The organism is Methylobacterium sp. WL69, from assembly GCF_008039485.1.
Taxonomy (GTDB): domain Bacteria; phylum Pseudomonadota; class Alphaproteobacteria; order Rhizobiales; family Beijerinckiaceae; genus Methylobacterium.
Genome location: NZ_VRUZ01000003.1, coordinates 27,444 through 49,044, shown reverse-complemented (window position 1 = coordinate 49,044; position 21,601 = coordinate 27,444). Strand labels below are relative to the sequence as shown.

Here is a 21,601-nt window from a genome sequence, read left to right as displayed (position 1 = left end):
CGGCGCGAGGGCCGTCGCGCCGGTCCGTCGTGCCTCCGGCGGTCCGAGGTTTTCCGCCGCGGTCCGGTCCGTCCCGACGGGCGAGCCGTCCCGACGCGCCGCCGACGCGCCGCGGAAGAGCGAGCGGGCGCCGCACGACAGCGATGCACGGGAGAACAGATATCCCGGTCGCACCGGCGGTCGCCACGCCGTCCGGGAAGATACCACCACGCGGATCGCCATCCGATCCTGCGTTGTCGTGCAGGTCGTCCCGATCACGCAACAGATCCGCCCATGAAATCATCATCGGTGCGGAAAAACCAGGCATGCATTCGCTGGGAAAGACCACGTTTACGGATCTCCATGACTAAGGAAACCTGACGTTCCAGGAAAGCTCTTCTCGATGCTCGCCAGTTTCTTCCAATCCCTCCGCGGTCGCATCCTCCTCGTCGCCCTGGCACCGTGCCTCGCCTTCGCGGTCGTGGCGGGCCTGGCGATTTCCGGGCGGATGACCGAGCGCGCCCACATGGTCGCGGTGGAAAACCTCCTCGGACTCGCCGGCCAAGTCGGCGGATTCGTCCACGAGGCCCAGCGCGAACGCGGCGCCTCCAGCCTGTTCCTCGCCTCGAAGGGCACCCGGTTCCGGACGGAACTCGACGCCCAGCGCACCCGCACGGATGCGAGCCGGGCCCGCCTGATGGAGACCTATGCGGCGATGGAGCCGGCCTCGGCCGGCGGCAGCCTCGCCGGTCGCGGCGCGGCCCTCACCGCCGCCCTCGACGGCCTCGGCGCCCATCGCCGGGCCGTGGACGGCCTCGCGCCGACGCCCGCCCAGAACCTCGCCACCTATTCGGACATGATCGCCAGGGCCCTCGACCTCGTGCGGGAGATGTCGCAGGTCGCCGCCGACGCCGCCCTGAGCACCCGGGTCGCGACCTACGCGTCGTTCCTGTCCCTGAAGGAGCTCGCAGGCCAGGAGCGGGCCACCGGGGCCGGCATCATCGGTGCGGGCCAGGTCGATCTGCCGGGCTTCTCCCGCCTGCTGGCCCTCGGCGCCGGCCAGGCGACCTACGAATCCCTGTTCCGCCTCGCGGCCGACCCGGCCCAGGCGGCGCTCCTCGACGCCGCGGCGGCGAGCCCGGCGGCCCGCGAGGTCGAGCGCTTGCGCGGCCTCGTGCTGGCGACGATCCCCGGCCAGCCTTTGGGCTTCACCGACGCGCCGGCCTGGTTCACCGCCGCGACCCAGCGCATCGACGCCCTGAAGGGCATCGAGGATCGCCTGACCGGCGACCTCGCCGCGGCCGCGGCCGCGGCGCGGTCCGACGCGGAACGCGGCGCGACCCTGTGGCTCGGCGCCAGCCTCGCGACCCTCGCCCTGTCCTGCCTCGTCGCCTTCGGCTTCGGCACCGCCATCGCCCGGCCGCTGAGCCGGATCGCCGACGCCCTCACGGCCATCGGACGCGGAGCGGCATCCGGCCCGCTCCCCGTCGGGGGGCCCCGCGAGGTCCGGGCCATCGCGGCGGCGGCGGCCGAGTTCCGCGACAGCCTGGCCGAGGGCCAGCGCATCCGGGCCGAGACCGAGCGGTTCACCGCGAGCACGGCGGCCGAGCGGCGCGACGCGATGCTCGCCCTCGCGGACGGGTTCGAGGCCCGGGCCGGCGGCATCGTCGAGGCGGTGTCGGCGGCCTCGACCCAGCTCGAGGCCGCGGCCTACGCCCTGTCGCAGGCCGCCAGCGACACGTCCCGCCTGAGCGGCGCCGTGGCCAGCACCTCGCAGACCGCGGCGCTCAGCGCCGATACGGTGGCGGCGGCGACGGAGGAACTCAGCGCCTCCGTGCGCGAGATCGGTTCGCGGGTCGAGACCTCCGCCACGGTGGCGGCCCAGGCCGAGCGCGACACCGCCCGCATGAGCGAGGACGTGCGCCGCCTCGCGGCGGCGGCGGGCAGCATCGGCGAGATCGTCGGCCTCATCTCCAGCATCGCCGGCCAGACCAACCTGCTCGCCCTCAACGCCACCATCGAGGCGGCCCGCGCCGGCGAGGCGGGCCGCGGCTTCGCCGTGGTCGCGGCGGAGGTGAAGGAGCTCGCCAACCAGACCACACGGGCGACCGACGAGATCGCCGCCAAGGTCGCCGAGATCACCACGTCCACGGCGGCCTCGGTGGAGACCATCGGCGGCATCGCCGGGGTGATCCACCGCCTCAGCATCCTGTCGCAGGACATCGCCGCGGCGGTCCAGCAGCAGGACGCCGCCACCCGGGAGATCGCCCGCACCACCATCCACACCTCGGAGGGCACCCGCCAGGTCTCGACCCACATCGCCGGCGTCAGCGCAGCTGCGGACTCCGCCCGCGCGGGCTCGGATCAGGTCCTCACCGCCGCCAGCGACCTCGCCCGCCAGGCCTCGGCCCTGCGCGGGGAAGTCGACGGGTTCCTCGCCACCGTGCGGGCGGCGTAAGGAGAACCTCCCCGACGTGCCCCCCCGTTGACGGCCCCCGCTTCGAAGCGGAGGCGGTGCACGGCCCCTCGAGGCCAATCCGGTCCGGTGAACTCTCACCGGACCGGGATCAGTTCGTGACGCCCGGACGTTCGAGGGCGGCGATCCCCGAGAGCCTCCGTCCGATCTCCAGGAGGAGCATGTCGCTCATCTGATGGAGCACCGATGGCGGGAGCTCGTAGATGGCTTGGCGGACGGCGAGGCAGTGCTCGGCCGCGCGTTCCAACGGGGTGTTTGAAACCGAGGTCGCTGTGTGAATGCAGGCGGCTTCATCGCGCTTCATCTGGGTGATGTCGATGAGAATGCCGTTGCCGCGGGTCGGACGTCCCGCGCGATCGTGATCGATGCGGCCGCGATCCAGGACCCAGCGGATCACACCGTCGGCGGAACACACCCGGTACTCCAGAACGCAAGAGAGGCCGTCCTCCGCACTTTGGGCGATGGTACGGGCGGCCCGCTCGCGATCCTCGGGATGAATGCCCTCCAGGAACGCGCTCAAGGGGGCGCCCATCTCCGCCACCATGGGGTCGAGGTTGAACACCAGGGCCGCGAGCGTATCCGCGTAGACCCGGTCATTGGGCACGTCATACTCCCATCGGCCGATCACATCGGAAGCATCGATGGCGTCCTGCAACAGGACTTGAGCAGCCGCCGCTGCCGGTGACACGCGTTGCCCCATTTGGCCCCCCAAAACCCATCCGAATGAACGTCATTTGATAGGTATCGGATTAAGAAGTCACCGAACAGCGCTCACTGCCGTCCGGGTCATGTGCCCGATTGGCATAATACATTGTACATGTCTGCATGAGATCGTACGGTGATTGGAACTGATGTTTCCCTGGTACGAGCGGCTGTCGATCCACTGCGGAGGCCTGCGATGGGTCGCAAGTTGACACGCGAGGATGAACGATCCTCACCGGCAGACCCCGATGCGGATCGGCAGGGCGCCCATGACCGGCTCCAGCGCAGGCGGCAGCTCCTCGACGAGATCGCGGAGCAACTCGGGATTACCGCCACGCAATTGTGCGGGCAGCCCGCCCCGTCGGGCGCGGTCGAATCTGCCCGCGACGGTTCGCGGCCGAGCGAACTCGTCGTGAGCCAGCAATGCGCCGACCTGATCGAAGCCTTTATCCGCATCCGGGACCCGGAGGACCGCCTCCGCTGCCTTCAATTCGTCCGCGACACCGCCTCGGCGAAGTAGCCGGCCCGGTCCGACCGGAGACCGGACCATCCAAAGGACGACCGCCTCACCACCCGGGGCGCCATCTGCCCTACCGGTTCGGCGGCTGCCAGAGGCCGAGGGCCGAAGTATCGACGGCGCGCGGCAGCAGGCCTTCGGCCCGGAACGCGTCGGCAATCTTCTGCTGCTCGCCCAGGCCCTCCCGCGTGACCGCCTCGACCCGGTAGCTGCGGCGCGCGTTCGCCCGCACGATCACGTCCGCCTCGATTTTCCAGAGGGGGGCCAGGCGGGCGGCGGCGGCCTCCGGCTCGGCCTTCACCCAGGTGCCCGTCTCGGCGAGCTTGGCGAACAGCACGGCCAGCACGTCCGGCTGCTGGGCCACATACGCGTCGGAGGCGAGGTAGTAGCGCGTGTAGAGGGAAAGCCCGGCGCCGTCGCGCAGGACCCGCGCGCCCGATTGCTGGCGGGCCGCCGATAGGAACGGGTCCCACGCCACCCAGGCCTCGACGCCGCCGCTCGCCAGCGCCGCACGGCCATCCGCGGGCGTGAGGTAGGCGGGGGTGATGGCCTTGAACGACAGGCCGCCCTCGGCGAGGGCCGCCAGCAGCAGGTAGTGGCTGCCCGCGCCCTTGGTCACGGCGACCCGCTTGCCCTTCAGGTCGGCCACCGATTTCAGGAGTGAATCGCCCGGCACCAGGATTGCCTGGGCTTCCGGCGAGGGCGCCTCCTGGGCGATGTAGCTGATCTTGGCCCCCGCCGCCTGGGCGAAGATCGGGACCGTGTCGGCGACATCCGCCGAGACGTCGATCTGGCCGGCGTTGAGCGCCTCCATGATGGGAAGGCCACTGGTGAACTCGTGCCAGGACACGGTCACGCCCGAAGGCTTGAGGGCATTCTCCAGGCCGGCATCCTGGCGCAGGAGGGCGACGAGGGTCGAGGAACGCTGGTAGCCGATGCGGAGGATCTTCTCGGCCGCCTCGGCGCTCGGCACGCTGCCGAGGAGGAAGGCCGCAAGGGCCAGAGCGGTCTTGATGGAACGGTGCATGGGGGAGAGGGGCCTGTGGGAGAGGGGCATGGCGGGCCTTGGCGACGGGACGTGGCGACGCCGCCCGTCCATTGGAGAGAGGGGCGGCGGCCGATGCCAGGTGGATAGCAGATCGAGCCCGGGACCGGCAGCGGGCCCGGCCCGCGCCGGTCCGGTGTGCGGGGTCAGGCCGTATGGCCCAGGATCTCCAGCACCTCGCGGCGCAGGCGACCCGAAGCGGTGATCAGCCCCGAGCACCTGAGCGCCATGATGAGCGCCCGTACCGGTTGGCGTAGGCGGCCCAGCCCTGTGCCCGTTGAAGGGACCAGCCGAGGCCAGATTTTGCGCAGCGCATCTCGGCCGCCACGAGGACGGCGAAGGAGCCGCCGAGGCCCACGAACACCCCGACGAAGGCGTGCGGGAAGGCCGCCGGGATCACGACCTCGCGGATGAGTCAGCATCGCGGAGAACCGCGGAATCGTTCGGCCCCGACTGTAATGCGCCTCGGCCTGGGGCGCCCCGGTGCCACGCGGGGATCGAGAAGAGCTTATTCTGAAATGCCGGAGGGCTTCCGGCAGACAGACAAGACGCGCGAAGGATAGCCTCGACCGTTTCGCGAGAAAGTTCTGCGCTCACGCAAGAATCGGAAGCATATCCTTCCTCTCAATCTTTCGAATTTAGAATTCAGTTTCGTTGACTTACCCGCCGCACGGAATGACCCTGCGCCGACTGCGACGTGCCCGCCCGACATGGGATGTCGACCCCCGAATTCCCTGGACCGACGCCCCGGATGAACGCCACCGTCACACCGACCGAGAGCGTGTCCGCGCTGGCCCGCAATTTCGCCGGCCGCGCGGCCGCGCATGACCGCGCGGGCAGCTTTGCTCACGAGAACATCGCCGCCCTGCGCGAGGCCGGCCTCCTCGGCGGGACCGTGCCGCGACACCTCGGGGGCGGCGGCCTCGGCCTCGGCCGTGCCGCCGGGATCGTGCGCCTCATCGCCGAGGGCGATCCGGCCACCGCCCTCGTGCTCGCCATGCACCTGCTCCAGCACGGCCTGATCCACACGAACCCCGCCTGGCCCCCGGCGCTGGCCGAGGCGGTGGGTCGCGCCGCCGTGGAGGACGGCGCCCTCGTCAACGCCCTGCGGGTCGAGCCGGAACTCGGCACGCCCGCGCGCGGCGGGATGCCCAAGACTATCGCCCGGCGCACGCAGACGGGCTGGCGCATCGACGGGCGAAAGATCTACTCCACCGGCGCTCCGGCTCTGGCCTACGGGCTGGTCTTCGTCCGCACCGACGAGGCCGCGCCACGGGTCGGCAACGTCCTCGTGCCCATGGACGCGCCGGGCGTGCGCATCGTCGAGACCTGGGACCACCTCGGCCTGAGGGCGAGCGGTAGCCACGATGTCCTGTTCGAGGCCGTCGCCGTCCCGGCGGACCACGCCGTCGACCTGCGGACGCCGGAGGGGTGGCGCGCGCCCGATCCCCTGCAGCAGGCCTGGAGCTGCACGCTTCTCGCCGCCCTCTACGACGGGGTTGCGCGGGCGGCGCAGGCCTGGCTCGTCCGATTCGTCACCGAGCGGACGCCCGGCAGCCTCGGGGCGCCGCTGGCCTCCCTCGCCCGGTTCCAGGAGGGGGTCGGCGAGAACGAGCGCCTGCTCTCCGTCAACGCCCGGCTCATCGCCGGTCTCGCGACGGAGGTCGATGCCGGCGCCGTACCCGACGCACGGGAGGCGGGCTTCCTCAAGGTCACGGCCACCGAGAACGCCATCGCGCTGGTCCAGCGCGCCGTCGAGCTCGCCGGCAATCCGGGACTGTCCCGCGCCAATCCCCTCGAACGCCACCTCCGCGACGTGCTGTGCGCGCGCATCCACTGGCCGCAGGGCGATTCCGTGCGCGCCGGCGCCGGCCGGGCCGCCCTCGGCCTCTGACTTCTCGCAATCAGGAATCCCCGCATGAGCCCTCTCCCGCCGGACGCCGTCGAGTTCATCGGCTTTGCCGCCCCCCGCCTCACCTCGGAGATTCATCCGGCGACGGGCCCGGTCATCGACCGTGACTACCTGCATCGTCTGGCCCGGGCGCACGAAGCCGGCGGCTTCGACCGCATCCTCGTCGCCTTCTACGCCACGGCCCCCGATCCCCTGCTCCTCGCCTCCGAGATCGCGGCGGTGACGGAGCGGATCGGCCTGATGATCGCCCACCGCACGGGCTTCACCGCCCCCACGGTGGCCGCGCGACAGTTCGCGACCCTGGACCAGCTCACCGGCGGGCGCATCGCGATCCACGCCATCAGCGGCGGCGACGACCGGGATCAGGCCCGCGACGGCGACCATCTCACCAAGGACGAGCGCTACGCCCGCACCCGGGAGTTCCTCGACATCGCCCGCCTCGCCTGGACCGCCGAGGCGCCGTTCGACTACGCGGGGACGTTCTACCAGGTCGTGCAGGGCTTCTCCGAGGTGAAGCCCGTGCGAGAGGGCGGCATCCCGGTCTTCTTCGGCGGCGCGTCGGCCGCCGCCCTCGACGTGGCGGGGCGCCATGCCGACACCTACGCCCTGTGGGGCGAGACGCTGGACCAGGTCCGCGACCTGATCGCCCGCGTGCGCAGCGCCGCGGCGCCCCATGGGCGCACGCCCCGCTTCAGCCTGTCATTCCGGCCGATCCTTGCCGACACGGAAGGCGCGGCCTGGGCGCGGGCCGAGGCGATCCTCGCCCGAACCAAAGCCGTGCGGGCGGCCCAGGGGCTCGGCCCCGCCGCACCACCGCAGAACGAGGGCGCCCGCCGCCTCCTCGCCGCGGCCGCGGGCGGATCGCGCCTCGACCGGCGCCTCTACACCGCCATCGCCGCCGAGACAGGGGCGGCCGGCAACTCCACCGCCCTCGTCGGCACCCCGGATCAGGTCGCCGAGGCTCTTCTGGACTATCACGACCTCGGCGTGCGCACCTTCCTGATCCGGGGCTTCGACCCCCTGGACGATGCGGTCCGGTACGGCCGCGAACTCCTGCCGGCGTTCCGTGCCGAGTTGGCCCGCCGCACCGCCACGGTGAAGGCCGCCTGATGCGCGTGCTCCTCACGGCCCTCGCCCTCCTCGCCGTCCTCGTCCCCGCACGGGCGCAGGAGGTTCTCCGGGTCGGCAACCAGCGCGGCAACGCCCGCGCCCTGATGGAGGCCGCCGGCGTCCTCGACGGCTTGCCCTACCGCCTCGCCTGGAGCGAGTTTCCCGCCGCCGCTCCCCTGCTGGAGGCCCTGAACGCCGGGGCCATCGATGCCGGCGGCGTCGGCGACGCGCCCTTCACCTTCGCGGCCGCCGCCGGCGTGCCGGTGAAGGCCTTCCTCGCCTTCCGCAACCGCCAGGACGGCCTCGCCATCCTGGTGGCGAAGGACTCGCCCCTCCGCACGGTCGCCGACCTCAAGGGCGGGCGCATCGCCACCAACCGCGGCTCCATCGGCCATCAGGTCGTGCTCGCCGCCCTCGAAGAGGCCGGGCTGCCCGCCGACAGCGTCGCCTTGAGCTTCCTTCCGCCCGCCGATGCCAAGATCGCCCTGGCATCGGGCAGCGTCGATGCCTGGGCGACCTGGGAGCCCTACACCTCCACGGCCGAACTCGCCGGTCTCGCCCGCGTGGTCCGTGACGGCAACGGCATCACGCCGGGCCTCAGTTTCGCCGTGGCGAGCGATGCGGCGCTCAAGGAGAAGCGCGCCCTGCTGGCGGATTTCGGCGAACGCCTTGCGCGGGCGCGGGCCTGGGCTCTTGCCGAACCCGCGCCCTACGCGGCCGTGTGGTCGAAGCTCATCGGCCTGCCCGAGGCCGTGCCCCTGCGCTGGTTCGGCCGGGCGCAGTACCGCACCGTCCCCATCGACGAAACGGTGATCGCCGACGAGCAGGCCAACATCGACCTCTACGTGCGCGCCGGGCTGATCCCGAAGGCGCGGGCACCGAAGGCCGAGGCGATCTTCGACACCGGGTTCCCCCAGGCCGCCGCCGTGCGATGATCGGCCGGCCAGCGAGATTTCAGGCCAGGATTTTGGCGATGCACGAACACGAACACGATCATGACGACCACGCTCATCCGCACGCCGCGCCCGCGGCGCCCGCCGAGGCCGCCGAGGCCGCGCGCTGGAAGCACGACGGCATCCGGGTGATCCCCGGCGACAAGCTCGACGCCAACACGGCGCAGACGCCCGGCATGTTCCGGCAGGCGGCCATCAACCATGCCCGCGTCGGCGCGCAGAAGATCTGGGCCGGCACCGTGGCCATCGAGCCCGATGCCAAGACCGGCGTTCACCATCACGGCGCCCTGGAGAGCGTAATCTTCGTCCTCTCCGGCCGCGCCCGCATGCGCTGGGGCGACCGCCTCGAATACGTCGCCGAGGCCGGCCCCGGCGACTTCATCTTCGTGCCGCCTTTCGTGCCGCACCAGGAGATCAACGCCTCCCCCGACGAGCCCCTGCAATGCGTGCTGGTGCGCTCGGACAACGAGGCGGTGGTGGTCAACATCACGGATGTCGAGCCCGTCGAGCGGCCCGAGACCGTCCACTGGGTCGATCCGATCCACAAGCACCCGTAAGACGACGCATCGCCGGGCGGGAACGGACCCGCGACGCGTCGGCGTCGAGGCCGCCCGGGGCGTTTGACCGCTGGAGGTGGACATGGGCACAGCGGCTCGAACGAGCCTCGGGCCCGACCGGCTGCCCCCGGCGCAAGCGCTCCTTCACGATTGGTCGCCATACTCGGCGGGGCCGCTGTCGGAGCAGGGCGTGTCGGGGAGACTTCGATGGGCGCGCCCGACATTCCAGCTGCCGCAGCGCGCCCTCGCGATGACGATCCCACCATGGCGACTCCATGGCCGGCAGCACCCGTCACCACGGCAAGTCGCGCGACGTTCTTCCGCAATCTGTCGACCGAGCTCGGTGTTCTCGTGGCATTCTGCTGCTCGGCGATGCTGCTTACGTATTTGGGCTACCACTACGATCACCCCGGCGGCCTCCCCTTCGAGAAATTCCATCCGGCAACCTTGATATTGATCGTAGCGTTCGGCTTCCTTTTAGCAGAGATCGGGCCATCCACAGTTTCAGCTCAGATGATTAAATATCATCCTCTGGCGCTGATCTATATCCTGTGTACATTTTACTACGCGCTGTATGTGACATTGATCGTCGCGCGGCCTGTCAGCTTCATCCTAGACACGCTTGTCGTACCCGTCGTGGCATGGGTGCTTCTTTTCCGCACCGAGCCCGCTCGACTGAATCGCTATGCCCGGTACATCCATATCGTCATGGCGATCAACGCCGTCCTCGGCATCGCGGAATCCGTATTCGGATTCCACCTGATTCCGATCTACACGGGCGGCGAGTTGCTCAACTACGAAGAAGCCCGTTCGACCGCGCTTCTCGGACACCCGCTGCAGAATTCCGCCATCGCAGCCATCTATGCGCTTCTCCTCCTCACGGGTCCTCGCGGAAACCTGCGCTGGTCGCTGGCCCTTCCGCTCTTCTGCCTTCAGCTTCTCTCCCTGCCCGCCTTCGGTGGACGCACGGCAACGGTCCTGCTCGGACTCTTGATGGCGCTCTGGATCCTGAAGAAGTTCGTCTTTGTCCTTCTCGGGAACAGATTCCCGATCAAGATGATCGTCTGGGCGAGCCTGGGTCTACCGGCGGCGGCCGTGATCGGACTGCAGCTTTCCGAAACCACCTATTTTGCGAAATTCATCGATCGATTCATCGATGACGCTGGCAGCGCCGAAACCCGCGTTCGCATGTTCCGGCTCTTCGATGGGTTCAGCTGGGGTGATCTGCTGATTGGACCGGACCCGGCGATGCTCAGCTATCTCCAGTACGTCGAGGGGACGGAGATCGGCATCGAGAGTTTTCCGATCGCCTATATCCTGAGCAGCGGCATCTTCGCGGCGAGCCTCATTTTCATCGGCTTGACGCTTTTTGTCATCGATATCGCGCGTCTCGTCTGCCTGCGGTCGTTGATGGCCGTGGCCATGTTCATCGCCCTCAACGCCTCATCGACCGGACTGTCGAGCAAAGGCATCGCGTTCCTCCTGCTCATCATCATCATCATGTGCATGGAGGGGGCCGAGCGCGATTCGCGCCTGAGCCGAAAGCGGCGTGATTTCAACCACCAAGCCTTGGGCAGAACCGCGCCGGCGGGCGCAGGTCGATCCAGCCTGCAACCCGGCTGACGACCGTTTTGCCGATTCGACCTCGCCGTTCGGGCCGGCATCGTGGGGGTCCCCATTCCAGAACCGCGGCAGAGCCCGTCCGTCCACGATTCGGTGAGCCCCAGCCGAAAAAGGCATCCCGCCAGGGCCTTTTGAAAGCCTGATGGCAATGGATCGACGCTATCTCTCAGACACAGACCGCGCCGCGCCGGCGGTCCGGCATCGGAGAACGCAACCGTGAAGCGCATGGTACACAACCTTACGCGCCGAGGGCTCCTGGCGGGCGCCTGCGCGCTCGCGTGGGACGCGCGCGCGGCCTCCGGCACCGACGACGGCAAGGCGATCGCGGATATTCCCTCGCTCGGGAGTCTGGCCGCCAAGCGGGGGGTGCTGTTTGGCGCCGCCATCGACCACACGGCTCTGACCGACCCGCGGCTTGCCGCGCTCTATCGCCACCAGACCCGTATCGTCACCACGGATACGGCGCTGAAGCTCGGCTCCCTGCGGCCGCAACGGCCGGAGGTGGTCGATTATTGGGAAGCGGACGCGCTGATCGACCTGGCGACCCGCTCCGGCCTTGCGGTGCGGGGACACACGCTCGCCTGGAACGCCTGGCAGCCGGACTGGGTCGAGCGGCTGACCCGCCGTGAGGCCGCCTACTGGCTCGAGCGGCACATCGAAGAGACCGTCGGCCGTTATGCCGGGCGCCTCCATTCCTGGGACGTGGTGAACGAGCCGCTGTGGCCGGACGACAACCTCCCGGGCGGCCTGCGCGGCGGGCCGTGGTACGCGAAGCTCGGACCCGACTACATCCGGCAGGCGTTCACCATCGCGCATCGCGCCGACCCGAAGGTCAAGCTCGTCCTCAACGAGGCCGGCTCGGAGTGGAAGAAGAGCTTCACCTCGGGAGAGCGCCAGCAGGCGCACCTGATGCGCCTCATCGACGATCTGCAGCACTCCGGCATCCGGCTCGATGCCGTGGGGCTGGAGTGCCATTACTTCCCGAACTTCGAATTCGACCCGAAGGGCTTTTCCGGTCTGATCGGGTCCATCGCCGATCGAAAACTCGACGTGTACCTGACGGAGATCGACGTCAACGACACCGAGTTCCCGGCGGATCTGGCGACCCGCGACAGGCTGGTGGCGGAGAAATATGCCATGCTGCTGCGCCCGGCACTGACGAACCCAGCCGTGAAGGTCGTCCAGACCTGGGAGCTGACGGACGGACAGACGTGGCTTCAGGAGCAGGCCAAGGGTTCGCGCCGGCCAAGGCCGCTCCCCTTCGATGCCGACTGCCGACCGAAGGCGGCCTACCACGCCATCGCCGCGGCATTTGGGACGTAGGGTCTTTCATAAAACTCCCGTGGCACCGGAGTGCCCAGGGCGAGCACGGCTGGTGATGGGGAGTTTCGTGAGGTGCTCTTGGAGCGCCGGGGCGGGGCTCAGGGCGTCCGAGGTCCGTTTCGGGCGTCGAAGTGAGGATCTCGGGTCGGTCTCCCGAATCGGAATGCCCGCGATCAGGTGGACATGACGGCCTCGGTCAATTCCACCTCCCCGTCGTCGCGAGCCCCTGATGCGCGGGTCACCAGGAGACGCTGAAATCGCGTACGCCGTTCGGGCGGGCACGCAGTTCGATGAACCGCCGCTCCAGCGAGGCGGGACAGGGGATGCGCTTCTTGAAATCGAACAGGTAGCGCTGGCCGCCGATATAGGTCTGCTGCAGGGCGATCGCCGATTTAGGGAAGCAAAGCATGTACGGCCCCCGATGCGCCGAGATCCCCTGGACCGGTTCGATGACCCCGAGAACGTCCCCGTCGGTCAGATAGGCCGTCCGATCGGTCACGAGATAATCGATGGGTTGAGCCTGGACGAAGTCGCCGCCCCTGTCATCGCGCATGGCCTGGTAATAGGCGACCGGTCCGACCAGGCCCTCGGTATGCAGGAAGCGGTAGCGGTGTCCGAGAAAGAACCCGAACGAGCCGGCGCGATCACCCATGGCGAAGTAAGTCTCGTCGGGGAACGCGCGGCTGCGAATCGCTTCGATGAGCGCGATGTTCTGGATGCCGGATGTCTTGCGATCCGTATAGCCGTGGGTCGGACCCAAGGCCATGGCGACGCGATCCCAGGCGAAATGGACCGGCCGAAGCACGAGCACGAGGCACGCCGCGAGGGGAAGCAGCACGCGGAAGTCCGACGGCGACCCGCGCGTCCGGACGCTCGATGCGAGCACGTTGACGAGGTTGAGAAGCAGGTAGAAGTCCAGGAGCATCGCCGGCCAGAAGTACCAGCCCCAGACGCCCCATCCCGAGTTGACCCCATAGTAGGTCGCCGAGACCGCATAGGCGATCAGCAGCGCCGCCATTTCCCGGCGATACAGAATTTGCGGCCACGCTCGATTGAGTCCGGCCGACAGGGCCACGATCCCCGCGGCGATGAGCGGGTACTTCAGGCTCGCGGCGAAGGTCAGCACGACGCCGAGATTTTCACCGCGTGCGTTGCCGATGGCCTTCACCAGGCCGGAGACCGGAACGGGCACGCCGAACAGAGCGACATTGAGGATGGCGTAGGCGGCGGCCGCCGGTATCAGGACGACGTAGTGGCGAACGCTGAGACGTCGGTCCCTCACCCCATTGACCAAGTCGTACGCGACGATCAGGGCCAGCGCATCGAGGCGGGTGAAGAACATGAGGGTGGCCAAACCACCGCGAACGCGCCAGTCCCGCGTGTTGAAGTAGCACAGGACGAGAACCGGCAGGAGCGCGGTTTCCATCCCATAGAGACTGACCAGGGTGAAGTGGAACGCCGCCAGGACAGCCGGTGCCAGAACGCCGTAGAACACCCGCGAGGCCGCGCAGAACAGGACGACGGCCATGACGTTCATCGCGAAGGCCTGAATGGCGAGCGATCCATCCGACGTGCCGAACAGGACCGCCGATGCCCACAGGATCATCTGCCAAAGCGGTTGATACCCGTTGGTCTCGAATGGCGGCAGGAACCAGCTCCGAGCCTGCTCCGCCAATCCGCGCGCGATGCCGAGGTAGTAATATCCGTCGTCGAAGATGACATCGACCCACCAGGACCTGTCGTAGATCAGGATCGATACGACCGTCGAGACCAGGACGATCAACAGGGCGAAACCATGGACCCCATCGATGAGGGCGACGAGCCGAGGGTGCCGCGGTCGAGCCGTGGGTGAGCCCGCCAAGGGTGAGCTCGCTCGGAGGGATCGCGCAACGTCCGACGGCACGTCTGACCTCATGGCTCGGTTTCGCCGCATCCGTGGATGAAATTTGATACGCAGCGCATCGCCCGTGGTTCACAGAACGCCCGGTCACGGTCGGTTCTCGCTCCGAGAACGACGGCGCGACGGGCGTTTCGCGAGGGACACTGAGCGCCGATCCGCGTACCATGGAGACGTTAATGCCGCGTTCGGGCGGGCACGCCCCCGATGTCCGGGTGCCCTCGCACAGCCCGACCTTCACGGCGGCGCGCATTGTTGCCCGAGGGCGACGCTCGCCCCGCAAATGGGCACCGCACGCACGAGACAGCCGCATAATCCCGGCCGCCATGCGATGAGAGCCGACCTCGAGGACGGGCTGGTTTGGACCGCGGAATGAAGACAGTTCAATTTTTCCGGGCGACACATATCGGTGCCGTCGCCACCGCCCTGGGGTGGGCCGGCACGCCCGTCATGGCGGGCTCCTCGGCGCAGCCCGGACAGACCGTGGGGCAACCCCCCGGCGCGCCGCTGCCCATCGGCCTCTACTTCATCGACACATCGAGTTTCGGCTCGCGGGACATCACCCCGCGCTCCACCGACTCGACCATCAACCTGCCGTCCTTCCTCTGGGCGACGCCCGCCGAAGTGGTCGGCGGACGGCTGCAATTCGTCGTGCTGCAGCCGATCACCGCGTCGAGCACGCGGGGCGCCGCCTACCAGAGCGGGTTCGGGCAGACCCTGCTCGCGGCGCAGGTGGCCTGGAAGCTCGGACACGACCTCAACTTCAGCTACCTGCTCGGCGCGTACCTGCCGAGCGACACCAAGATCGTCATCCAGAACCCCGTCCTGCACCAGCGCTTCGCCGTCACCTACAACGGCGATGGCTGGAACCTGACGGGCAACGTCCTGTACGGGACTTTCTTCGATACGCGATCGGCCACCGGCACCTTCTATCCCGACTTCCTCAACCTCGACCTCACGGCCACGAAGCACTTCGCCAAGTGGGAAATCGGGCCGGTTGCGTTCGGTTCGACCGATCTGCCGACGAACAATCCGTCCTATGCGCGGCAGGGCCAGTTCGCGGTAGGCGGGCTCGTGGGATACAATTTCGGACCGGTCAATCTCCAGGCCTACGTCACGCGGGACGTGGTCCAGCGCAACTATGCCGGGCTCGAGACGCGCGGCTGGCTGCGGGCCACGGTGCCGCTCTATCAGGACAAGGGCGAGACCCCCGCGCCGAGCGCGCTCATGCGCAAGTTCTGACGCGCTCAGCGGCGGGACCTCGATGCCCCCCGCCGCCTATGCAATCTTCGAAGCGTGTTCGGACAGGGCCCGATCGACCGTCCTGACGACATCCGCGACGGAGATCTCCCAGACCTGAGCGTGGAAGCCCGGATTGAGATCGGCCCACGAGCGCTGGGCGGTGCCGATCGCGCAATCGTAGTCGAGCCCGCGCAGGGCGGCGATTCGACGAAAGCACCAGTTCAGGTACGCATCCATCATGAGTTCGATGACGATGCATCCGGGCGATGCGAAGCCGATATTCGTCAGTCCGGCCCCATGCGGTGAAACGATGATAGCCGCCTGACGAAAGAGCGCGACCTGCCGGTCGATGGTCAGATCCTCGAGCCGGACCGGCACGAAGCCCATCGCTTCGAGGGCGGTCACGACGTCGTCCTCGTTCAGCAGCCTCCGCTGCTGGGACCCGCGTCGATCGATGTAGAGCCGCTCGATCCGATTCCGTCCGTCGAGCGTATGGTGCCTTAGCACCGTATCGAAGAAGCCATTGAGGACGGGGTGATAATCGAACACCCCGTGAAGATCCCACGGGAGAACGAGGGTCTCGACCCTGAACGTCTCCCCTGGCTGGACGGGCCGCAGGGCCACGGACCGCGGCAGGCCGGCCAGCCCGAGAAACTCCTCCTGGCCGATGGCATCGGACGAGAACAGAATCGTCTCGATGGCGTCCATCCGAGCCCCGGGAACGACCGACAATCTGGCGACGCCATCGATGAGCGCGTGCCATTAATTGCCGGCCCCGGGCGTCAGGAGACACAGATGGGTGCCGGGCAGGAGCGGGACCTGATCCGCCTCGATGCGAAGCCCGGCGTCTTCCATCCGGTACCGATGCCGGCCCGGTTCGGTGTGCCACGTCGTTTCGGTCACCACCTGGCCGCCGATGCCGATGAGGCCGGCCGATCCGTGGACGAGGGCGTTCGCGATGACGTAGGCCGACGTCGGCAGGGACAGGTACGCGGTCTGCTGCCAGAAGCTGTGCCGCTCGTTCTCCCGGATCGCGACCCGGCCGAGCGCCTCGGCGCCACTGCGGAGGGGCGCGAGCGCCACGGTCTCGCGCGGATAGGACACCAACGTTGTGATCGGCTCGGGACCACCCGCGGCGTCCCGAACGATGTCGGCGAGCGGACGCAGTCGCAGGGTCATGACGACTGGCTCCGACGGCCTTTGCGGTTCGTCCGAGGGACCCGGCTCATCCGGCGTGGTCGGCAGACCGGCGTGGTCGCGAGCCTTCCGCCTTGGGCGAACAGCGGCGAGAACGCTGCGTATCAACTGACCGATTGCCGCGCGAACGGTGCCACCGCCCCGCAATCGCGTCGGTTCGTTCACAGATCGTCCCCCCTCCAGTCCGAACGCGATCTTGTCCGCAACCCCCGACGTAGCCGGGCTCCGACCGCCGCCGCGACCGTCGATGGCCGCCCCGCGTCCCGCGCGGTGTCGATCTGAATCGGCCTCATCGTGCTCTCGAAAACCTCATGACCATGGAAACCCGATCACATCCACCGGCAGGAAACCTCCCTGCTTCGGGGTGCTCGGACGCTCATCGGCGGCGCACGCGAAAGCTGCACCGACCCCAAGCATTCGTCGCTTGAATGCGCGATTTTCCTGATCCCAGAATAGAATTCCGGTCCGTTGGAACAGTGGCAAGAATCGTCGGTACACCGGCGACCGACAAGGCGCCCAGCCCAACATTCGAGCCGATGGCGGATCTACACGGGTCATATCCCGACCGCCAGCAGGACCCCACAGCCACACGAGCTCCGCAAGCACGACAGCCGCATCAAGCCGTTGAGTCCGAACGCGTTCTTCCATCCGATCCACAGACTCGATCGCGTCCAGCGACGCAGAACGACCAGTCACGCTTTTGTGATTCTGCAGCGATGAAACCTTCCAACTCCTTCATACGTAAATGTCCTTCTGAACAATCTCCATTCAAGATCAGACTGGTATAGAAATTCTGCCAACACCCTGATATCGCACAATTTTTTCCTTTTTACATCACAAAAAAGTTATTTCGATGGATGCCGCTTGTAAACAAGTCGGCATTTCATCTACGATCTGGCGATCGATTACGTCCGATCAATACAAGGGAGCGAACAAGAACCATGGAAAACACTTCCGATCTCCAGCCCAATTTTGCCGGCTTTGACTACACTGCTGGACGCCGGGCGTTCATGCGGACACTCGGTCTCGGTGCAGCCGGCGCGGCGCTGCTGAGCGCGGCCGGTGGCCCGGTCAATGCGCAGACGGCCACCGTCGGCGCGGCGGAGGTGTTCAACTTCGCCCTGAACCTCGAATACCTCGAGGCTGAGTTCTACCTGCGCGCCGCGTTCGGTCGTGGGCTCGCGGATGCCGACATCTCCGGCACCGGCACCCTCGGCGCCGTCACAGGCGGTCGTCAGGTCACCTTCGCCACCCCGCTGATCCAGGGTTACGCCAACGAGATCGCCGACGACGAGGAGAAGCACGTCCGGTTCCTGCGTGCGATCCTGGGTGGCTCGCGCGTCGCCCGTCCGACCATCAACTTCGTCGACAGCTTCAACGCCCTGGCCCGGTTCTCCGGTCTCGGCAACACCTTCGACGCCTTCGCCAACGAGACCAACTTCCTCCTGGCCGCCTTCGTGTTCGAGGATGTCGGCGTTACAGCCTACAAGGGCGCCGCCCCCCTCATCCGCAACAACGAGTTCCTCGAGGCCACCGCCGGCATCCTCGCCGTCGAAGCCTACCATGCCGGTATCATCCGCACGGTGCTGGCCAGCCGCGGTCTGTTCCAGCAGGCCCAGGCGATCTCGGACCTGCGTGACTTCTTCGACGGCCCGAGCGACCTCGACTTCGGCATCGGCACCTCCGCGCGGCCGGACCTGGTTCCGACGGATTCCAACGCACTCGCCATCAGCCGCACGCCGGCCCAGGTCCTGGCCATCGTCTATGCCAGCGGCACGGCTCAGCCGGGCGGCTTCTTCCCGAACGGCCTGAACGGCGCCGTTCGCTAGTCGAGCCTACCGGGCCCGCCATCCGTCCGTGCGCGAACGGATGGCGGGCGTGATACGGAGAGATCCGGAAGGAGACCGCGCTTCGGCGCGGTCTCCCTTTTTCCGCCTACTCTGCGGCGTGGTTTGGCAGGAACGGTCCCCTGGTTACGCTGATCGACGGACTGGCCTGTGCGACGCTCGTCTTCGTCGCGGTGGAGGATGCCCGGCGGTTTCGCATCCGGAACAGTGCCATCCTGGTTTTGGTCGGCCTGTTCGGTCTCGCCGCGGGGTTGTCGGGCACCGGTCACGATGCCTTCTGGCACGGCGTCTTCGCGACCCTCGTCTTGGTCCTGATGTTCGGCGCCTTCTCCCTCGGACTGGTCGGGGCCGGGGATGCGAAGCTGATGGCGGCGGCGTGCCTGTGGACCGGTCCGGAGAATGCGCTCCTGTTCGCGATCGCCCTGCTCTGCCTGACCGGCCTGTACGGCATCGGAGCCAAATTCGGGTTTTTCCCCGCACGGCGGGATGACCACCGGGTCAAGATCCCCTTCGGTCCAAGTATTGCCTTGGCCTGGATCATGACGATTGTCTTATCGCGATAGGTATTGAACGCAATGCATCGGTTCGAATGCATTATCTCCAGGTTTTATGGTTGACGAGCGACGCATTCAGATTGACACCCGAACGGCCTTAAGGGATCATTTACCATCTTGGTTCGGCACGGCAGCGGAACACGCGCGCCGGGCGACAAATGGGAACAGGTCACATGAAGCATCTCATCAAGCGCTTCTGCCGCGAGGACGACGGCGCGGCGATGGTCGAGTATGCGCTGCTGGTCGCGCTGATCGCCCTCGTGGCCATCGTCGGCCTGACGGCGACGGGCACCAGTCTGAACGCGCAGTTCGCGAAGATCAGCTGCAAGATCGCCACGCCGACGGCGGATTGCACACAGACCCAGTGATCGCCACCATACGGAAACCGGCAACCGCGCCTCATCGCGCGGCACGGAACGTCGCGCCAGATGGGCGGGGGTGGCTTATGGGTGTTCAGGAGCGCGGCGCATGAGGGCATCCTCGGCGATTTCCCTCGGGGTGGCCCTGACATTCGGCGCCCTGGCCGCCTTCCTAGCGCGCGGCCTGCTGCTCAACGTCGATCCGCAGGCGCGGCGCCCGGTCCAGGGGCGCATGGTCGTTGCCTCCGCCCCCGTTGGGTTCGGCACGGCACTTACCTCGGCAAATCTGCGCGAGGTCGATTGGCCGGCGGGCGACGTCCTCGACGGCGCGTTCACCTCCATCGCCGACCTGACCCGGGACGGGCGTCGCCTCGCCCTGGCGCCGCTCCAGCGCAACGAACCGGTACTGGCGGCAAAAGTCACCGCCCCGAACCAGCGTGCCACCCTCTCGACCCAGATCGACGAGGGCATGCGCGCGGTTTCCGTGCGCGTCGACGAGGTGCGCGGCGTTGCCGGCTTCGTGCTGCCCGGCGACCGGGTTGACCTGATCCTGACCCGTGGTGAGGGTGGAACCCAGGACAACGCCTATGCGGACGTGCTGATTCAGAACGCCAAGGTCCTGGCCATCGATCAGGTCGCCGGGGACCGGCAGGACAAGCCCACCGTGGCTCGCGCCGTCACCCTGGAGCTCTCCGTCGCTGAGGCGCAGAAGGTCGTGCTCGCGCAAGGGGTTGGGCGCCTGTCCCTGGTCCTGCGCCAGACCGGCGAGCCAGTGGCACAGGCCGCCCAACGCGTCACCACCGCCGACCTCGGGCCCGGAGAGAGTGCCGCCGCAAAGGACCGCATCGCCGAACTGACCGCCCAGGTCGAGGCGCTGCGCAAGGCGTCCGAGGCCGCCGCGGCCCAGGCCGGCGAGGGCGCGCGGGCGCAGCTCGCCGAGATGGAGACCCGCCTGCGCGTCGAACTCGGCCAGCGCATGCCGCCCGGCATCGCACCGTCTGCGCCGGCGCCGCCGAAGCTGACCATTAACGTCATCCGCAACGGATCTAAGCGCGAACCCTATTCGGTGGATGCCGAGGATTGAGCCGCGCGTGACCACCACCGGTCGCGGCCGGCGCGTACCGATGTCCGCACCTTGAATCCATTGCCCCTTCCGGAGCCGTCGTGAACTGTTTTCTCATCGCGGCCGAGCGCGGCGCGGCCCGCGTGCAGGCGCTGGTCAGGCTCGCCGAGGGTCTGGGCTACACGGTGCTGTACGCGACCGACTTCGCCGCCCTGAACCGCGACCGGGCCTTCACCGAAGCGCGCCGGCCCCTGGTGCTGGTGCCGGAGGGGGAGGGGGCCGCCGAAGGCGCGATCCAGCTCGCGCGCGCGGAGCCGAGCCAGGCCTTCGTGGTCTACGTGGCCGACGCCCTGGCTCCGGAACTCTACAAGGCCCTGGTGCGCAGCCAGTCCGGCGAGTGGATCGGCTGGGGCAACGCCGCCCAGGAACTGCGCGACGTGACGAAGGGGCTCGGCGCCGCCGAGCCGGCGGATCGCGCCGCCCGGATCATCAGCTTCCTGCCGAGCAAGGGCGGGGTCGGCAACACCACCCTCGCGGTGGAGACCGGCATCCGCCTGTCGAGCCGGCGCAAGCAGCCCCTGCGCGTCGCCCTCCTGGACCTCAACCTGCAGGGCGGCACCCTCGCGGACGCCCTCGACGTCGAACCCCGCTTCGACATCGCCGAGATCGTCGCCCAGCCGGAGCGCCTGGACGAGCAGCTCGTCGACGTATTCACGAGCCGGCATACCCCGCGCCTCGACGTGTTCGCCTGTCCGCCCCGTCGCATCGCGCTCGGCGACGTGCCGCCGGCGATCCTCTTCACCTTCATCGACACCATCGCCCGGCGCTACGAGGCGATCCTCGTCGATCTGCCCCAGGCCTGGGTGCCCTGGATCGACAACATCCTGCAGGGCTCCGACGCGATCGTCCTGTCCGGCGGCGCCACCGTGCCGGGCCTGCGCGTCCTCACCCAGTCCCTGACCCATCTCGAGACCCTTGAGATTCCCGCCGACCGCCTGGCGGTGGCCGTCAACGCCTGCGAGACCGATCTCCTCGGCCGCATCGCCCATCGGGCGCAGATCGAACGGCCCCTGTCCGGGCGCTCGGTGTTCTGCCTGCGCCGCGACGGGGCCACCGCCGAGGGAGCCCTCGATGCCGGGCGATCCTTGTTCGAGATCGCCCCCAACGCTAGGCTGACCCGCGACATCGGCCGTCTGGCGGAGTGGTGCGTCACGGCGGCCAAACTCGCGTGAGCCCACCACCGGA

19 protein-coding genes and 1 pseudogene are annotated in these 21,601 nt (G+C 68.2%); 14 read left to right on the top strand and 6 right to left on the bottom strand.

The features are described 5' to 3' along the window. Window positions 1-382: 382 nt before the first annotated feature. Window positions 383-2,437, top strand: coding sequence for a nitrate- and nitrite sensing domain-containing protein (locus tag FV218_RS01775; RefSeq protein ID WP_147708488.1), 2,055 nt, complete (start codon window positions 383-385; stop codon window positions 2,435-2,437). Window positions 2,438-2,546: 109 nt separating this feature from the next. Here the strand turns inward: FV218_RS01775 and FV218_RS01770 are convergent, their stop codons facing one another. Then, complete coding sequence (locus FV218_RS01770; protein ID WP_187272940.1) at window positions 2,547-3,110, bottom strand: PAS domain-containing protein; 564 nt, start codon at window positions 3,108-3,110, stop codon at window positions 2,547-2,549. 243 nt (window positions 3,111-3,353) lie between these two features. Here FV218_RS01770 and FV218_RS01765 point away from each other — a divergent pair, with 243 nt between their 5' ends. Further along, window positions 3,354-3,677, top strand: a complete 324-nt coding sequence (locus FV218_RS01765; RefSeq protein ID WP_056094628.1) for a hypothetical protein — start codon at window positions 3,354-3,356, stop codon at window positions 3,675-3,677. A 70-nt stretch (window positions 3,678-3,747) separates the two neighbouring features. Here FV218_RS01765 and FV218_RS01760 read toward each other — a convergent pair whose 3' ends face one another. Both FV218_RS01760 and FV218_RS01755 read right to left on the bottom strand, forming a co-directional pair. Then, complete coding sequence (locus FV218_RS01760) at window positions 3,748-4,701, bottom strand: aliphatic sulfonate ABC transporter substrate-binding protein (protein ID WP_246684948.1); 954 nt, start codon at window positions 4,699-4,701, stop codon at window positions 3,748-3,750. A 164-nt stretch (window positions 4,702-4,865) separates the two neighbouring features. Further along, window positions 4,866-5,152 (bottom strand): annotated as a pseudogene (locus FV218_RS01755) (ABC transporter permease subunit); the annotation flags it as partial. 318 nt (window positions 5,153-5,470) lie between these two features. Between FV218_RS01755 and FV218_RS01750 the strand changes: the two are divergent. From FV218_RS01750 to FV218_RS01725, 6 genes are all read left to right on the top strand, one after another. Beyond that, complete coding sequence (locus FV218_RS01750; RefSeq protein ID WP_147708484.1) at window positions 5,471-6,613, top strand: acyl-CoA dehydrogenase family protein; 1,143 nt, start codon at window positions 5,471-5,473, stop codon at window positions 6,611-6,613. Window positions 6,614-6,637: 24 nt separating this feature from the next. Continuing rightward, window positions 6,638-7,741: an LLM class flavin-dependent oxidoreductase gene (locus tag FV218_RS01745; protein ID WP_147708483.1), complete on the top strand. Its 1,104-nt coding sequence runs from the start codon at window positions 6,638-6,640 to the stop codon at window positions 7,739-7,741. Next, window positions 7,741-8,676, top strand: coding sequence for an ABC transporter substrate-binding protein (locus tag FV218_RS01740; RefSeq protein WP_147708482.1), 936 nt, complete (start codon window positions 7,741-7,743; stop codon window positions 8,674-8,676). Before FV218_RS01745 ends, FV218_RS01740 begins: the two co-directional genes overlap by 1 nt. A gap of 38 nt (window positions 8,677-8,714) precedes the next feature. Further along, complete coding sequence (locus FV218_RS01735) at window positions 8,715-9,251, top strand: cupin domain-containing protein (RefSeq protein ID WP_147708481.1); 537 nt, start codon at window positions 8,715-8,717, stop codon at window positions 9,249-9,251. Window positions 9,252-9,458: 207 nt separating this feature from the next. Beyond that, entirely contained in the window at window positions 9,459-10,874 is a 1,416-nt protein-coding gene (locus FV218_RS01730) for a VpsF family polysaccharide biosynthesis protein (RefSeq protein WP_147708480.1), read from the top strand. 225 nt (window positions 10,875-11,099) lie between these two features. Then, window positions 11,100-12,197: an endo-1,4-beta-xylanase gene (locus tag FV218_RS01725; protein ID WP_246684953.1), complete on the top strand. Its 1,098-nt coding sequence runs from the start codon at window positions 11,100-11,102 to the stop codon at window positions 12,195-12,197. A 238-nt stretch (window positions 12,198-12,435) separates the two neighbouring features. Here the strand turns inward: FV218_RS01725 and FV218_RS01720 are convergent, their stop codons facing one another. Further along, on the bottom strand, window positions 12,436-13,980 hold the full coding sequence (locus tag FV218_RS01720) for a hypothetical protein (RefSeq protein ID WP_147708478.1): 1,545 nt from the start codon (window positions 13,978-13,980) through the stop codon (window positions 12,436-12,438). A gap of 564 nt (window positions 13,981-14,544) precedes the next feature. Here FV218_RS01720 and FV218_RS01715 point away from each other — a divergent pair. Next, window positions 14,545-15,336, top strand: coding sequence for a transporter (locus tag FV218_RS01715; RefSeq protein WP_246684952.1), 792 nt, complete (start codon window positions 14,545-14,547; stop codon window positions 15,334-15,336). Window positions 15,337-15,372: 36 nt separating this feature from the next. Here FV218_RS01715 and FV218_RS01710 read toward each other — a convergent pair whose 3' ends face one another. Continuing rightward, window positions 15,373-16,086 (bottom strand): glycosyltransferase family 61 protein, encoded by a 714-nt coding sequence (locus FV218_RS01710; RefSeq protein WP_147708476.1) that lies wholly within the window; start codon window positions 16,084-16,086, stop codon window positions 15,373-15,375. Between the two features lie 12 nt (window positions 16,087-16,098). Next, window positions 16,099-16,515 carry a hypothetical protein gene (locus tag FV218_RS01705; RefSeq protein WP_147708475.1) on the bottom strand — a complete coding sequence of 139 codons (417 nt, stop codon included), beginning with the start codon at window positions 16,513-16,515 and terminating at the stop codon, window positions 16,099-16,101. 959 nt (window positions 16,516-17,474) lie between these two features. Between FV218_RS01705 and FV218_RS01700 the strand changes: the two genes are divergently transcribed. The 5 genes from FV218_RS01700 to FV218_RS01680 all read left to right on the top strand — a co-directional run bounded on the left by FV218_RS01700 (window position 17,475) and on the right by FV218_RS01680 (window position 21,588). After that, window positions 17,475-18,362: a ferritin-like domain-containing protein gene (locus tag FV218_RS01700; RefSeq protein ID WP_147708474.1), complete on the top strand. Its 888-nt coding sequence runs from the start codon at window positions 17,475-17,477 to the stop codon at window positions 18,360-18,362. Between the two features lie 62 nt (window positions 18,363-18,424). Beyond that, on the top strand, window positions 18,425-18,943 hold the full coding sequence (locus FV218_RS01695; RefSeq protein ID WP_147708473.1) for a prepilin peptidase: 519 nt from the start codon (window positions 18,425-18,427) through the stop codon (window positions 18,941-18,943). A gap of 164 nt (window positions 18,944-19,107) precedes the next feature. After that, a complete protein-coding gene (locus FV218_RS01690; RefSeq protein ID WP_147708472.1) occupies window positions 19,108-19,302 on the top strand; it encodes a Flp family type IVb pilin in 195 nt (64 codons plus the stop codon). Between the two features lie 100 nt (window positions 19,303-19,402). Further along, entirely contained in the window at window positions 19,403-20,377 is a 975-nt protein-coding gene (gene cpaB, locus FV218_RS01685; protein WP_147708471.1) for a Flp pilus assembly protein CpaB, read from the top strand. An 80-nt stretch (window positions 20,378-20,457) separates the two neighbouring features. Next, window positions 20,458-21,588, top strand: a complete 1,131-nt coding sequence (locus tag FV218_RS01680; RefSeq protein ID WP_187272937.1) for an AAA family ATPase — start codon at window positions 20,458-20,460, stop codon at window positions 21,586-21,588. Window positions 21,589-21,601: the final 13 nt, after the last annotated feature.

What these genes read in the sequence shown, in the direction of transcription:
- FV218_RS01750 (WP_147708484.1), top strand. Translation starts at nt 5,471, where the DNA reads ATGAACGCCACCGTCACACCGACCGAGAGCGTGTCCGCGCTGGCCCGC.
- FV218_RS01730 (WP_147708480.1), top strand. Translation starts at nt 9,459, where the DNA reads ATGGGCGCGCCCGACATTCCAGCTGCCGCAGCGCGCCCTCGCGATGAC.
- cpaB (WP_147708471.1), top strand. Translation starts at nt 19,403, where the DNA reads ATGAGGGCATCCTCGGCGATTTCCCTCGGGGTGGCCCTGACATTCGGC.
- FV218_RS01725 (WP_246684953.1), top strand. Translation starts at nt 11,100, where the DNA reads ATGGTACACAACCTTACGCGCCGAGGGCTCCTGGCGGGCGCCTGCGCG.
- FV218_RS01775 (WP_147708488.1), top strand. Translation starts at nt 383, where the DNA reads ATGCTCGCCAGTTTCTTCCAATCCCTCCGCGGTCGCATCCTCCTCGTC.
- FV218_RS01700 (WP_147708474.1), top strand. Translation starts at nt 17,475, where the DNA reads ATGGAAAACACTTCCGATCTCCAGCCCAATTTTGCCGGCTTTGACTAC.
- FV218_RS01715 (WP_246684952.1), top strand. Translation starts at nt 14,545, where the DNA reads ATGGCGGGCTCCTCGGCGCAGCCCGGACAGACCGTGGGGCAACCCCCC.
- FV218_RS01705 (WP_147708475.1), bottom strand. Translation starts at nt 16,515, where the DNA reads ATGACCCTGCGACTGCGTCCGCTCGCCGACATCGTTCGGGACGCCGCG.
- FV218_RS01735 (WP_147708481.1), top strand. Translation starts at nt 8,715, where the DNA reads ATGCACGAACACGAACACGATCATGACGACCACGCTCATCCGCACGCC.
- FV218_RS01740 (WP_147708482.1), top strand. Translation starts at nt 7,741, where the DNA reads ATGCGCGTGCTCCTCACGGCCCTCGCCCTCCTCGCCGTCCTCGTCCCC.
- FV218_RS01745 (WP_147708483.1), top strand. Translation starts at nt 6,638, where the DNA reads ATGAGCCCTCTCCCGCCGGACGCCGTCGAGTTCATCGGCTTTGCCGCC.
- FV218_RS01765 (WP_056094628.1), top strand. Translation starts at nt 3,354, where the DNA reads ATGGGTCGCAAGTTGACACGCGAGGATGAACGATCCTCACCGGCAGAC.
- FV218_RS01690 (WP_147708472.1), top strand. Translation starts at nt 19,108, where the DNA reads ATGAAGCATCTCATCAAGCGCTTCTGCCGCGAGGACGACGGCGCGGCG.
- FV218_RS01760 (WP_246684948.1), bottom strand. Translation starts at nt 4,701, where the DNA reads ATGCACCGTTCCATCAAGACCGCTCTGGCCCTTGCGGCCTTCCTCCTC.